Origin of the sequence: Campylobacter portucalensis, assembly GCF_009690845.1 — a bacterium.
GTDB classification, from domain to species: Bacteria; Campylobacterota; Campylobacteria; order Campylobacterales; family Campylobacteraceae; genus Campylobacter_B; species Campylobacter_B portucalensis.
In genome coordinates, this window is the sequence record NZ_VWSJ01000020.1 from 1 (window position 1) to 14,663 (window position 14,663).

The window sequence follows — 14,663 nt, forward strand, 5'->3', positions numbered from 1 at the left end:
AATTGGTTTTAAAATTTAATGATTTTAGATCTTAGGCTTTGGTAAATTTATGTAGCATTTAAAATTTACTATAATTTAAATTACGACAAATTTATATAAATTTTTTATACTGTATAGGTTTTGCAAAGTCTTTTATTTTGGGCAAATTTTAGTTATTTGATGATTTATAGATTTAATTAAAAGAGAAATTTTAATTAATAACACTTAAAAATATTTGATTTTAAAATTTAAATTAATATAGATTTAAATGGTGCGATCAGCGAGACTTGAACTCGCACAAGCAAGGCTTACTACCCCCTCAAGATAGCGTGTCTACCATTCCACCATGATCGCATATCCCACAACTTGTGTGGGAAGATTTATTTTGCTACAGCAGAAATTGTTTCTGTTAAAAACGGATTTGCAAATAGCATAATGAAAGCTATAACAAGCGCATAAATAACTTGTGCTTCAATCATAGCCAAAGAAATATACATAGTTGTTGAAAGTTTGCTAGCTATACTAGGGTTTCTAGCTATACCAGTTAATGTTGCAGAAGCAGCATTTCCCATACCAATAGCACCACCAGCAGCCGCAATACCTAAAGCAATAGCAGCTCCTAAAAGTGAATAAGAAGCAATTGCTGTATAAGAATCAAGTAAAACACCTTCTGTACCAAATACAAAAGTAGTTAAAGCAAACATGAAAAATATAACTTTTTTCATAAAATATCCTTTAAAAAATAAAATCGATTTTAAAATTGTTCGGCTCTAATCCCCTACTAAAATTTTAAAAAAATCCATTTTACAAAAAATAAACTTTAAATTTAATTAAAATTTTCAAGTTTAAAAGTTAAATTTTGAATTTAGTTAATTTAATCAAAATTTTATTTATAAAAAGTTTTTTTTAGATATAATTACTAAAGTTTAAAAAAATATGTTTAAGGATTATTTATGATAAATGATTTAGATAAATTAGGCTTAGAAAATGTTAAAGAGATTTATTATAACCTAAGCTATGATGAGATTTTTGAGCATGAAGTTAGAAATAATGAAGGTAGAGTTAGTGAGAATGGAACTTTTATGGTTGATACTGGAATTTTTACTGGAAGAAGCCCCAAAGATAAGTATTTCGTAAAGCAAGATCCTTCGCAAAAATATATAGCTTGGGGTAAAATTAATCAGCCCATTACAAAAGAGCTTTTTGATAAACTTTTAGCTAAAGCTAAAAAACAACTCTCAAATAAAAATATCTATATTCAAGATGCATTTTGTGGCTCAAGCGATGCTTCTAAAAAGTCGGTTAGATTTGTTACAGAAGTTGCTTGGCAAGCACATTTTGTAAAAAATATGTTTATTCGCCCTTCTAAAGAGGAGTTAAAAACTTTTAAACCTGAATTTGTAGTTTATAACGCTTGCAAAATTACAAATGAATATTATAAAACTGATGGGCTTAATAGCGAAGTTTTTGTTATATTTAATGTTGAAGAAAATATTGCTGTAATTGGTGGTACTTGGTATGGCGGAGAGATGAAAAAAGGAATTTTTTCTATGATGAATTATTGGCTTCCACTTGAAAACAAACTTTCTATGCATTGCTCAGCAAATGTTGGAAAATCTGGCGATGTGGCGCTATTTTTTGGGCTTAGTGGAACTGGCAAAACCACGCTTTCAACTGATGCAAATAGAGCATTAATTGGCGATGATGAGCATGGCTGGGATGATGAGGGAGTTTTTAACTTTGAGGGAGGTTGTTATGCAAAATGTATAAATTTAGACCCAAAAAGTGAGCCTGAAATTTACGCTGCTATTAAAAAAAACGCTCTTTTAGAAAATGTTGTAGCTGATGAAAATGGAAAAGTTGATTATAGCGACGGCTCAAAAACAGAAAACACAAGAGTAAGCTATCCGATTTATCACATTGAAAATGTTGCTCCTGGGCTTAAAGCTGGTCATCCAAAAAATATCATATTTTTAACAGCCGATGCTTTTGGAGTTTTACCTCCTGTTTCAAAGCTAAATAAAGAGCAAGCGATGTATTATTTTTTAAGTGGATATACTGCAAAAGTTGCTGGAACTGAAAGAGGAATAACTGAACCTGTTGCAACTTTTAGTGCTTGCTTTGGAGAGGCTTTTTTACCACTTCATCCAACTGTTTATGCTAGGCTTTTAGGAGAAAAAATTGATAAACACGGTGTTAATGTATATTTAGTAAATACTGGCTGGAGTGGCGGTGAATACGGCGTTGGTAAAAGAATGAGTATAAAAGCGACTCGCTCTTGCATAAATGCTATTTTAGATGGAAGTATAAATGAGTGTGAGTTTGAAAATTTTGAACCATTTAATATAGCTATTCCAAAAGCACTTGAAGGCGTTGAAACTAGGCTTTTAAACCCAATTAATGCGTGGGAAGATAAAGCTAGATATAATGAATTAAAAGAGAATTTAGCCAAAAAATTTATAGAAAATTTCAAAAGATATGAAGATGTAAAAGAAGGCGTTGAGTTTGCAAAAGCGGGTCCAAAAATATAAATTTATATTTTTATTCTTAATTGCAATACTCTTTTCATCTTGCAAAGAAGATAAGAATTTAAAAACTCCGCTTGAACCTACAAGCGGAGTAACTTATACAGATCCCATAAGTTACTTAAATTCTATAAGAATGACTTCGAATTTAAACATTTTATCAAAAAATGAAATTTTATCTATTTCAGCTTTAAATCATGCAAAATATACATATGAAAACAAAATAGAATCTCATGATGAAAGTCCAAATTTAGCATTCTTTACGGGTCAAACTCCAAAAGATAGAGCTTTTTATGTTGGATATAACTCACAAATAAGTGAAAATTTGTCTATAAACAATATAGATGCGATTAATTCAATTGATAATTTAATGAGTGCGATTTACCATAGATTTGGCTTTTTAGATTTTAGTATAGATGAAATAGGTTGGGCTGAATATGGTGATGATAAAGGAAAAAACTATGTTTATAATATGGGAAATTCTAAATTTGAAAATTTTTGCAAAAATAGAATTTCTGATAAAGGCTATGGTAAATTTTATACAAATATCTGCAAAGATGTAAAAATCAGCATTCACGAAGATAAATTCAAATATTATAAAATTCTAAATTTAACGCCTTATATTGTTTATCCAAATTCAAACAATACAAAGGCTTTTTTTAGTAGAGAAATCCCAGATCCAATGCCAGATTGCAAAATTACAGCAAATCCAGTAAGTATAGAGTTTAATAAATTTAAATCACAGATAAAAATGGTAAGTTTTGAAATTTTTGAAGATGGTAAAAAGTTAGAAAATACAAGAATTTTAACAAAATCAAACGATCCAAATTTATTACTAAACGATTTTCAATTTGCACTTTTTTATCTAAAACCTTTTAAATTTAATCAAAAATATAATGTTTTATTTAAATATATTCAAGATAAAGAAAAAAAAGAAATTTCGTGGGATTTTACAACTAAAACCCCTAAAAATAACTATTTTGTGGTAAAAAATGGCGATAGTTTGGCTCTAAAACCTGATGTTTGGTATGATATTTTTATACAACCAAATGATTGTAATGATGTTTCAAATTTATACAATTTTTCCTATAATCCAATACAAAAAGTTGAGTTCAAAAGCATCGATACGAATTTGATTAGCATTAAAATTAATGGTTATAAAAATTTTACAACAAAAATAAAAACTGATAATAATAAAATCATAAATTTAGTTTTAACTCAAAATTCAAAAGGCAAAATTGATATAAAAATTCTAGCTTCTATATTCTTAGGAGCGATTTTATTAATATATTTTATTTTAAAAAAGAGGTAGCTTATGGAAAAAATGTGGCAAGGAAGATTTAATGAAAGTAGCTCAAAACTTTTAGAGGAATTTAACGCTTCAATTAGTTTTGATAAAGAGCTTTTTGAGTATGATATAAAAGGCTCCATTGCTCATGCTAAAATGCTAGCAAACCAGCAAATTTTAACAAATGATGAAAAAGAGAAGATAGTTTTTGGACTAAATCAAATCTTAGGTGAGATTAGAGAAGATAAATTTGAGTTTAAAATAGAAGATGAAGATATCCATATGGCGATTGAAAAAAGGCTTAGCGAAATAATTGGCAAAGAAATTGGTGGCAAGCTTCACACAGCAAGAAGTAGAAATGATCAAGTAGCAGTTGATTTCAAAATGTATGTTATGGATAAGAATTTAGAAATTTCAAATTTAATTTTAAATTTGATTTCAACCCTAAACAGTATCGCTAAAAATAACCTTGATACTTTAATGCCAGGCTTTACTCATCTTCAGCACGCTCAGCCCGTTAGCCTTGCGTTTCATATGCTAGCTTATGCAAATATGTTTAAAAGAGATTTTTATAGATTTAAAGATAGTTTTGAAAGAAACAGTTTTTCCCCGCTTGGCTCAGCTGCTCTTGCTGGAACTCCACATAATATTGATCGTTTTTTTACAGCAAATGAATTAAATTTCAAATCTCCAACTTCAAATGCTTTGGATTCGGTAAGTAATAGAGATTTTGCTTTGGAGATTTTATTTAATATAAGTGTTTTATTTATGCACACTTCAAGGCTTTGTGAAGAGCTTATTTTATGGAGTTCAAGCGAGTTTAAATTTATAGAAATAAGCGATAAATTCTCAACTGGATCAAGCATAATGCCACAGAAAAAAAACCCCGATGTAGCTGAATTAATACGCGGTAAAACTGGTAGAGTTTATGGAAATTTAATCTCTTTGCTAACCACAATGAAAGCCCTGCCACTTGCTTACAATAAAGACATGCAAGAAGATAAAGAAGGTGTTTTTGATAGTGTAAAAACTGCAATCTCGTCTTTAATAATCCTAAATGAGATGCTAAAAACAACTAAATTTAATAAAGACAATTTATTAAAAGCTTGCAAGATGGGGCATTTAAGTGCAACTGATTTGGCTGATTATTTAGTAAAAGAAAAAAACATTCCTTTTAGGCAGGCTCATTTTATAACTGGAAAATGCGTTTCTTTGGCTGAAAGTAAAGGACTTGATCTAAGTGAGATTTCACTTGATGATTTAAAAAGTATTGATAAAAGTATTGATGAAAAAGCCTTAGATGTTTTAAATTTACAAAACTCAAAAGAGGCTAGAAAAAGTTACGGCGGAACTGCAAATGAAAGTGTAAGAAAACAAATCGTTGAAATTGATGAATTTTTAAAAAACTCACAAATCTAAAAATTTTCAAATAATAAATTTATTTAGCAAATTTAAAATACTGTTTTAGAATTTGCTAAATTGAACTTTAAATTTATCACAAATTTATTATATTGTTTATTTAAATAAATTTGCAAAACTCTTGTATTTATACAATTTCCTGTTTTTGTAAAAATTCATTTGAGTCGATATTTGATATTATGCGACATTTGTATAAATTTTTGAACTAAAATTCTATTTTTACTAGTAATAAATTTGATTCTATTGCAATCATAATTTTGATAATAATGCTACAGTGCTATCCTAAATTTAGATAACGAATTTACAAATTATTTTAAGAGTATATTTTAGAATATCTTAAAATATGAGAAAGAGATACTTGATTATTTATGATTGCAGGGTTAAAATATGAAACAATAAAAGGAAATAAATTTGGTAGATAATTTAGCAAAAATCTAGAAATTTTTGGTTTGCTGATCTGTGTTTATTTTTAATTGTGCTTTTTTATACACTCATAAAACAAACAAATGCAGAATCATATTTTATTTTAAGCAAGATGATAATTCTAAAAAGTTAATGCAATCATTACTTTGATTGCAATATTGATTGGTGTTAAATTTTATAATTATGCTTTTAAAGAACCAAGCTATTTAATAGGCGAAATAATTTCTGTTAAAAAATATCAAATTTAGATGGCAATATAGCATAATATGAAACCGCAAATTTTAGAAATTTATGAATGATAAAAATATCTTTGAAATGGTGCAAATTTATAGTTTTGATAGTCATTTGGGTGATTTATGGACTTATAAATTTAGTCATAAAATTAAATTTGTTTTTTGATTTTATGCATCAATTAAAAAATTTAAAATATATTTTATTGATTTAAAGTTTAATGCTAAATTCATAAAGATCACAAAATGTCTAAAAGATGATATAAAATTAAACTATAATCTAATTTTAAAATAATTTACAATCTCAAATATCACTAAATTTATGAGTCAAAATCCTCTTTATAATCAAGTTCTAAAACTTCAACTGCTGGAATTTCATTGCCAGCGATGCCTTTAATGCTTGCATGCATTAAAATAGCGTTATCTTTTGCTCTTTCTATCATCTTTTCACGCTTTTTCCAAATATTTTGCATAGCATTTTTCTCTTTTTCTAAATTTGATTTTAACTCAACAAAAGTTTCTATTATAGCACTAACTTGAAGTTTAAATTCGTTTGAAGTTAGATAATTATAGAGCATATCCATTTTTTCGGATCTGTTTTTATTAATATTTTTTGCATAATAAATATCGATTAAACCCTGTCTTAGAATACCGCAAAAACTTTTAAATTCCTCAAAATTGCAAACCCATATACCATTTATAAGCTCGATTTTATTTGTGTTTTTTGGCATAGTTTGAGTTACTAGCACCCCAACATCTGCTCCACTTTTAATGATATCTTGTTTAAATTTATCAATCCACTCATTTTGAAATGATTTTGTGCGTTTGCTTTCGTATAAAATTTTACCACATTGATTCATCTTATCATTTACGATTTGAATACAGTCTGCGCCATTAACGCCCTTTGGTATCTCTTGTATATTATCATATATAAATTTATCTTTTAAAAATTCCTCGATAGCCAACTCCTGAATTTCGCCTTGAAGCTGCTGAGAAACAACTTCGCTATTTCTTTGTAATTCATTTATTTTTTTGATTAATTGTTCTTTTTCTTCTTGAATTTGTTTGATTTTTAATTCATTTTGAGAGTTGATTTGTTGCAAAATTTTATCTTGCTCTATTTTTATAGCTTCAGTTAATTTTTCTTCAAATTTTAACTTTAAGCTATTTTCAAGTTCATTTTTTTCTCTTTTAAGTGCCTCAAAATCAGCATTAATTTTATTTAATGCTGAAATTTTAGCTGATTTTTCGTTTAACTCATCATTTAATTTTCTAAGTTGAGCCAAATTTTCCATCTCGAATTCTTCTTTAATGCTCTTTTGTAAATTTTCTCTCTCTTTTTTAAGTGCTAAATTTAGAGCATTTTGCAAACTTTCATCAAATTTTGCCTTCTCTTCATTTAATGCTTTGGTTTTTAAATCAAAATCTTTTTTTAAATCTAAAAATTTAGCATTAAATTCCTCTCTTAACTTTTCATTTTGAATTTTACCAATATCGATCAAAAAACCACATTTTGGGCACTTAATATTGCTATTCATCTATTTTTCCATGTCTCTTATACTCATCTTATCAAACTCGCTTTCAATAATATGAGATCTAGGCTCATCAGACATTTTTCCTAAAATTTCGCTATATTTATTTACCAAAATAATTACAACACAAGATACAAAAAATCCAGGCAATAACTCATAAACAAAGCTAGAAAGTCCAAAAATTATCCATAAAATAACAACAAGCCCACCACTTATCATACCTAATAAAGCAGATAATGCAGTCATTTTTTTGGAATAAAGACTAAATAAAAGCACTGCTCCAAAACTTGCTCCAAATCCAGCCCAAGCATTTCCAACAACACCTAAAACCGTATTTTGATAAACAAAAGCTAAAAGCGTTGCAACTAAAGCAACAACAACCACAGCCACCCTGCCTATTAGAGTTTGAATTTTAACATCTATATCTTTTTTATAAAAAGCAAATATAAAATCCTTTGTAATAGAGCTAGCACTCACTAAAAGCTGACTTGATATAGTACTCATAACAGCCGCCAACACCGCAGATATAATGATGCCAATTATAAATGGATGAAATAAAGCTTTTCCAAGCTCCAAAAAAACAGTTTCTGCATCTTTTAATGGAATATTATTTTGATTAAAATAAACAAAGCCTATGAGACCGCTAAAAATCGCACCAAATAATCCTAATGCCATCCATGAAATTCCTACAAATCTAGCTTGATTTAGCTCTTTTGAATTTCTAATCGCCATAAATCTAACTATAATGTGAGGTTGTCCAAAATAGCCAAGACCCCAAGCTAAAAGTCCTAAAATTCCTAAAAAACTCTGCCCTTCAAATAAATTTAGATGATTTTTTCCTTCAGCAGTGCTGTATTTTAAAACTTCTGCAAAAAAATTTGAATCAGCAGGAATTTTTAATGAAAAATATGCAACTAATGGTATTAAAACAAGAACTAAAAACATTAAAATTCCCTGAAATGAATCCGTTAAACAAACCGCCCTAAAACCGCCAAAAAAAGTATAAAATACAACTATAAAAAGGGTAAAAAATGCACCTGCTACAAAAGAAAGACCAAAAAAGCTCTCAAAAGTTTTACCACCGGCGATTATTCCACTACTTACATAAAGGGTATAAAATATCAAAATAAAAATTCCAGATACTATTCTTAAAACCTTAGTTTTATCTTTAAATCTATTTTCTAAAAAATCTGGAATAGTAACGCTATCATCAGCAACTTCTGTATAAATTCTAAGTCTTTTTGCTAAAAATTTATAATTACACCAAGCACCTATTGTAAGCCCAATAGCTATCCAAATATTGCAAAGACCAGTTGCATATAAAGCACCAGGAAGCCCTAAAAGCATCCATCCGCTCATATCACTTGCACCCGCACTTAAAGCCGTAACTACTGGACCTAAGCTTCTATTATCAAGTAAATATTCATTCAAATTAGCATTTTTGTTATAAGAATAACGACCAATGCCAATCAACACCAAAAAATATATGCCAATAGCAATATAAGCACTGATTTCCATATATACCTCCAGTAATTAAGATAAAAAATTACGCTAGATTTTATCTAAAAAATGATAAAAATTTTCTTAAATTGTTTAAAGTCGATGTAAATTTATTAATAAATTTTTACTTTAAGATATTAGGCTACTTCAAAATTTAACACAATATATTAATCTAACTGACAATTTGATATATTTTAAGCAAAATCATATAAAATTTTATGTAAAATGCGAAAATTAATATTTATAATTAGGGCTAAAATTTTGAAAGAAAAATATTTTAAAATACTATTTTTTGTGCTTATTGTTTTTGTTGTTGGGTACTATTCTTATCCTGAAGGATTAAGCAATTCTCAAAAAATGGCATATGTTACTAGCTATTTAACTACTTTGCAGCTAACATTTGGTGGTATTTTTATAGGTATCATTGCAGGATTTATGCTAGCTTTTTTGAAATTTTTGGAGATAAAACCACTTAATTTTTTAATAGATGAATACATTGACGTCATACGCGGAACACCTATTTTAATCCAGCTAATGGTATTTACCTTTATAGTATTTGCTACTTGGAGTAATAGTTTATATGCTGCAATTATAGCTCTTGGGCTTAATAGCTCAGCTTACGTTGCAGAAATAGTTCGTTCTGGCATAAATAGTGTAGATAAAGGACAAATGGAAGCATCAAGAGCTATGGGCTTAAGCTATACTCAATCAATGAAAGAAGTTGTATTTCCTCAAGCCATAAAAAATATTTTACCAGCATTAGCAAACGAATTTATAAGTCTTTTTAAAGAAACTTCAGTAGTGGGAATGATAGGAATTTTAGATTTAACAATGCAATCACAAAGCCTTCAATCTACGCTTTTTACGGCTCAACCGATACTATTTGCTGCGGTTATTTATTATGTTAGTGTGAAATTTTTCTCATATCTAGCAAAATTACTCGAAATAAGGCTAAATAAACATGATTGAAGTTAAAAATTTATATAAAAAATATGGTGAACTTTTAGTTTTAAATGGAATTTCAACATCTATTAAAAAAGGGGAAGTTGTTGCAATCATAGGTCCAAGTGGCGGAGGAAAGAGCACATTTTTAAGATGTTTAAATTTATTAGAAACTCCAACAAGTGGAGAAATTTATATAAAAAACAACAATATTTTAGACAAAAATACAAATATAAATAAAATCAGGCAAGAAGTTAGTATGGTATTTCAGCACTTTAATCTTTTTGCAAATAAAAATGTGTTAGAAAATTTAACTCTAGCTCCAATAAAAGCCAAAATTTACTCACCCAATAAAGCAAATGAAAAAGCTTATGAATTATTAGAAAAAGTTGGTCTAAAGGATAAAGCAAAAGCATATCCACATAAGCTAAGTGGCGGTCAAAAACAACGTGTTGCTATAGCAAGAAGTCTTGCAATGAATCCAGATATCATTTTGTTTGATGAGCCAACATCTGCACTAGATCCAGAGATGGTTGGAGAGGTTTTGGGCATAATGCAAGATGTTGCAAAAGAGGGTATTACAATGCTTGTCGTAACGCACGAAATGGGATTTGCTAAAAATGTGGCAAATAGAGTTTTATTTATGGATGGTGGCAAGATTGTAGTGGATGAGTCTCCAAAAGAGTTTTTTGAAAATCCTAAGAATGAAAGATTAAAGGAATTTTTAAATAAAGTTTTAAATCATTAAATTTACAGTAACAAACAAATGATAATGAAGATTAAGAAGGAGAGGGTATGAAAAATTTGTTTAAATTTTTTATCAGTTTTTTGTTTTTAATGTCGGCACTAAATGCTAGCGAAACAAACGCAACGCAAGCTAGTGAAAAAGTTTTGAAAGTAGGATTAAATGCTAATTATCAGCCTTTTGAATATGTTAAAATAAATTTTCAAATTGCTGGTTTTGATGTGGATTTAATAAATGAGATAGCAAAAAAAGTTGGTTTTAAATTTGAAATAATAGATATGAAATTTGAAAATTTGATCTCAGCTATAGAAAATAATGAAGTAGATATAGCTATATCTGCTATTTCAATTACGCCTGAAAGAGCTAAAAGAGTTATTTTTTCTAAACCATATTTTTCAGGAACTGATGTTTATATAAAAAGAGCTGATAATAATACAATAAAAAGTAAATCAGATATATTAGGTAAAAAAATAGGAGTTCAACAAGGTTCATCTCAAGAAGAAAAAGCAAAAACTTTAAATGTAGAGGTGGTATCTCTGGAAAATCCTTTTATGGCAATTATGGAACTTAAAAAAAATAATATAGATCTTGTGCTGTTGGATAATGTAGCTGGTATTGGCTATGTAGATAAAAATTCGGATTTAAAAATTTTATTAGAAGAAGATGATAACACTGATGGAATGGCTATCGTATTTTCAAAAAACGCAGATGCAAATTTTATAAATTCCGTCAATATGGCTTTAGATGAGATTATGAAAAGTGAAATTTATCAGGCACTTCTTAAGAAACATCGTTTAAAAATTAAATAATCAACCTATTTCAATAAAAGGAGAGAAAATGAAGAATTTTTTCAAAAATTTGGTTTTAGCTTCTGTTGTGCTTAGCACTAGTTTTTTAAATGCTCATACTTTAAAGGTTGGTACAAATGCAAATTTTCCACCATTTGAATTTGTAGATGAAAATTCAAAAATTACAGGCTTTGATATCGACTTAATTGACGCAATAAGCAAAAAAGTTGGCTTTGAGTATGAGATTGTAAATATGGGTTTTGATGGACTTATTCCGGCATTAAAGAGTGGCAAAATCGACATTATAGCTTCAAGCATGAGTGCAACCGAGGAAAGAAAAAAAGCGGTTGATTTTACCGATGCTTACTATATAACCGAAAATGCTTTTATTAAAAGAAAGGCTGATTTAAGCATAAAAACAAAAGATGATACTAAAGGCAAAGCTTTTGGCGTACAGCTTGGAACAATTCAAGAATGGGCTGTAGATAAAATAAAAGATGCCAAAAAAATAACTATGAAAAATCCTATTGGTGTTGTAATGGCACTTAAAAATAGTAAGCTAGATGTAGTTATTCTTGATTTATCAGTTGCCAATGGATATGTAAGAGAAAACAGCGATTTAGAGATTTTTCACATAGAGCCTGATGGAAGCGATGGCAGTTCATTTGCTTTAGATAAGGATAAACATACCGAGCTAGTTACAAAATTCAATAATGCAATCAAAGAATTGAAAGTTGATGGAACATATGATAAGCTTTTAGAAAAATATAATCTAAAATAATATTAGCTCTAAATTTAGGGCTAATATTGGAGAAAAATTTTGAAAAATGAACTATATGTTTTAACGGATGATTTTTACACAAAGGATGATAATTTGTTCTTGCAGGTCAAGGAAATTTTAGAAAATGGCGTAAAAATCATTCAATTTAGAAGTAAAAAACCAAAAATAAACGAAAATTTAGCAAGAGGTTTGGTTATGCTCTGTGAAGATTTTAAAGCAAAATTAATAGTAAATGATAATATCTCATTAGCTAAGAAAATATCAGCACACGGCATTCATTTAGGTAAAGATGATGTAAATTTAATCGATGCAATCAAATTTCTTGGTAGAGATAAAATTTATGGCGTTAGCTGCTATGATGATATAAATTTAGCCATAAAATTACAAAATTTAGGTGCAAGTTATGTTGCATTTGGTGCTGTTTTTTCAAGCTCCACAAAAAAAGAGGCCAAAATTTGTAACATTAATAATATTGATTTTTCTAAATTAAGTATTCCAACATGTTTAATTGGTGGAATAAATTCAAGCAATATCTCTAAAATTTTATATAAAAATGCCGATTTTTTAGCAATTGTGAGTGCAGCCTACAAGCCAAATTCTATATCAAAAAATTTAGAAAATTTAAAAAATATAATCAAGGATAAAAATGGGAATTTTTGAAGCCATAATTTTAGGGATAGTCGAGGGATTGACCGAATTTTTACCAGTTAGCTCAACTGGACACATGATACTTACTTCACATTTATTAAATTTAAAACAAACAGATATGCTAAAGTGTTTTGAAGTCGTGATACAACTTGGCTCTATCCTTGCTGTAGTTTTTATGTTTTTTAACAAGCTCAAAAGAGATTTTTTACTTTGGATAAAGCTTGCCATAGGTTTTGTGCCAACTGCTATTATAGGACTATTGGCTTATGATTTAATAAAATCTTTTTTTAGAGCCGATACAACTGCTTATATGCTTATAATATGGGGAGTAATTTTTATCATTGTTGAACTATTTCGCAAAAAACAGCTACCAAAAAAAGAGATTACAGATATAGACAAAATTACCTTCAAACACTCATTTATAATAGGACTTTCGCAGTGTTTTGCAATGATACCAGGCACTTCAAGAAGCGGAGCCACGATAATTACGGGATTATTAAGCGGACTTAGCAGGAAAGTAGCAGCAGAATTTAGCTTTTTATTGGCTATACCAACAATGCTTGCAGCCACTTTTTATGATACATATAAAAATTTAAATATTTTTCAAGAAAATCTAAACCAAATTTATATATTTTTATTAGGTGCATTGGTGGCATTTATTGTAGCTCTTATGGCGATAAAATTATTTTTAAAATTTGTTAGCAAATTTAGCTATATATCTTTTGGAATTTATAGAATTTTGGTTGGTTTTATTTTTTTAATATTCATATTATAGCTATTGAAATACCATTTAAATTTATTTTTTTCATAAATTTTTTAAATTTTCCTCCAAACCCTTGATTTCAAAAAAAAAAAAAACTATAATTGCAAAATATTTAATCAAAGGATAACATATGAAACAAAAATATCTTAAATATCGTTTAAAATTCCTATCTTTGGCTTTAGTCGCAGCTTTTGGTTGTAGTTCAACACTATTAGCATCAACTACTCATTCTTATGCCTATACCGACAAAGAAGAAAGCACAGAAAATCAACTTAAAAAAAGAGTAGAATTATTAGAAAAACAAGTTGAAAATAATTTAAATATTTTTAAAAAAGAGGTAGATAGATATAGTAAAAATGCCTATATATTCCAAAAGACAATAAGGGAAGTTAAAGAAAAATATCTTGAAAAAAAAATACAAAATTTTAAAAAATATGAAGATGAATCAATAAAATATAATCAAGAAAGACTTGAAGCTGATAAAAATTTTACAAAATATAAAGATAAATTCAATCTAATAAAAAATAATGGATTCAATAACAATCAACAAGAAAAAGAATTAAGCACATTATCTAGTGAAATAAATAATCAATCTCAAAATCTTAAAAAAAAATATATTTTTGAAATGGAACATAATTTAAAATCGTTGGATAGTGATATATTTAATACATACAACAGCGATGATAATTCAAGCATTAAAAACAGCATAAAAGATATACGAGCAAATATCGAAGATTTTCATAAAAATAGTAATGAAACTAATAAACAAATTGAAGATATACAAAAAAACATTGTAAATATTCAAGAAGAGTATAACAAATTGTTAAATTTGCCTCCTCAAAATAAAAAAGATGATATATTTAAAGATCAAGAACAAAACGACACACCACAAGCTGGCAAAAAAGATGAAGAAGGTAAAGGTGGGGGTTTAAATAGCGCTCCAAACACTAAACAAGAACAAGAAGAAAACCTTTTAAAATCTCAACAAGAAACTAAAACTCTCCAAAACCAAAAAAACGCAGTTGAAACAAACATAGCAGCAGTTGGCGTCATAAACTCCAGTAGCGACTTAATCTCCCAATCAGGCATAAAAAACGCCA

At 28.3% G+C, this 14,663-nt stretch carries 13 protein-coding genes and 1 tRNA gene; 10 read left to right on the forward strand and 4 right to left on the reverse strand.

Going from position 1 to position 14,663, the window contains the following annotated elements:
* Nucleotides 1-248: 248 nt before the first annotated feature.
* A tRNA-Leu gene (locus F1B92_RS05540) sits at nucleotides 249-333 on the reverse strand.
* 26 nt (nucleotides 334-359) lie between these two features.
* The gene (gene atpE, locus F1B92_RS05545) at nucleotides 360-704 is read right to left on the reverse strand and encodes an ATP synthase F0 subunit C (protein WP_154570879.1); all 345 of its coding nucleotides are present in this window, start codon (nucleotides 702-704) and stop codon (nucleotides 360-362) included.
* Between the two features lie 231 nt (nucleotides 705-935).
* Between atpE and pckA the strand changes: the two genes are divergently transcribed.
* From pckA to argH, 3 genes are read left to right on the forward strand one after another with little or no spacing between them, the layout of a single operon-like run.
* The gene (gene pckA / locus F1B92_RS05550; RefSeq protein WP_326833109.1) at nucleotides 936-2,510 is read left to right on the forward strand and encodes a phosphoenolpyruvate carboxykinase (ATP); all 1,575 of its coding nucleotides are present in this window, start codon (nucleotides 936-938) and stop codon (nucleotides 2,508-2,510) included.
* Nucleotides 2,485-3,816, forward strand: coding sequence for a CAP domain-containing protein (locus F1B92_RS05555; RefSeq protein WP_154570881.1), 1,332 nt, complete (start codon nucleotides 2,485-2,487; stop codon nucleotides 3,814-3,816). Before pckA ends, F1B92_RS05555 begins: the two co-directional genes overlap by 26 nt.
* A 3-nt stretch (nucleotides 3,817-3,819) precedes the next feature.
* On the forward strand, nucleotides 3,820-5,211 hold the full coding sequence (gene argH, locus F1B92_RS05560; protein ID WP_154570882.1) for an argininosuccinate lyase: 1,392 nt from the start codon (nucleotides 3,820-3,822) through the stop codon (nucleotides 5,209-5,211).
* Between the two features lie 973 nt (nucleotides 5,212-6,184).
* Here the strand turns inward: argH and F1B92_RS05565 are convergent.
* Complete coding sequence (locus F1B92_RS05565) at nucleotides 6,185-7,402, reverse strand: DUF2130 domain-containing protein (protein WP_154570883.1); 1,218 nt, start codon at nucleotides 7,400-7,402, stop codon at nucleotides 6,185-6,187.
* On the reverse strand, nucleotides 7,403-8,914 hold the full coding sequence (gene putP / locus F1B92_RS05570; RefSeq protein WP_154570884.1) for a sodium/proline symporter PutP: 1,512 nt from the start codon (nucleotides 8,912-8,914) through the stop codon (nucleotides 7,403-7,405).
* 243 nt (nucleotides 8,915-9,157) lie between these two features.
* Between putP and F1B92_RS05575 the strand changes: the two genes are divergently transcribed.
* From F1B92_RS05575 to F1B92_RS05605, 7 genes are all read left to right on the forward strand, one after another.
* Nucleotides 9,158-9,865, forward strand: a complete 708-nt coding sequence (locus F1B92_RS05575) for an amino acid ABC transporter permease (RefSeq protein WP_229770946.1) — start codon at nucleotides 9,158-9,160, stop codon at nucleotides 9,863-9,865.
* Nucleotides 9,858-10,586, forward strand: coding sequence for an amino acid ABC transporter ATP-binding protein (locus F1B92_RS05580; protein ID WP_154570886.1), 729 nt, complete (start codon nucleotides 9,858-9,860; stop codon nucleotides 10,584-10,586). Before F1B92_RS05575 ends, F1B92_RS05580 begins: the two co-directional genes overlap by 8 nt.
* A 47-nt stretch (nucleotides 10,587-10,633) precedes the next feature.
* Nucleotides 10,634-11,392 carry an ABC transporter substrate-binding protein gene (locus F1B92_RS05585; RefSeq protein WP_154570887.1) on the forward strand — a complete coding sequence of 253 codons (759 nt, stop codon included), beginning with the start codon at nucleotides 10,634-10,636 and terminating at the stop codon, nucleotides 11,390-11,392.
* Nucleotides 11,393-11,420: 28 nt separating this feature from the next.
* Complete coding sequence (locus tag F1B92_RS05590; RefSeq protein ID WP_154570888.1) at nucleotides 11,421-12,152, forward strand: basic amino acid ABC transporter substrate-binding protein; 732 nt, start codon at nucleotides 11,421-11,423, stop codon at nucleotides 12,150-12,152.
* A 39-nt stretch (nucleotides 12,153-12,191) separates the two neighbouring features.
* Nucleotides 12,192-12,812, forward strand: coding sequence for a thiamine phosphate synthase (thiE, locus tag F1B92_RS05595; RefSeq protein ID WP_154570889.1), 621 nt, complete (start codon nucleotides 12,192-12,194; stop codon nucleotides 12,810-12,812).
* Complete coding sequence (locus F1B92_RS05600) at nucleotides 12,799-13,575, forward strand: undecaprenyl-diphosphate phosphatase (protein WP_154570890.1); 777 nt, start codon at nucleotides 12,799-12,801, stop codon at nucleotides 13,573-13,575. The genes thiE and F1B92_RS05600 overlap by 14 nt, the downstream gene beginning before the upstream one ends.
* 118 nt (nucleotides 13,576-13,693) lie before the next feature.
* A partial coding sequence (locus tag F1B92_RS05605) for a ring-infected erythrocyte surface antigen domain-containing protein (RefSeq protein WP_154570891.1) occupies nucleotides 13,694-14,663 on the forward strand: 970 nt, incomplete at its 3' end.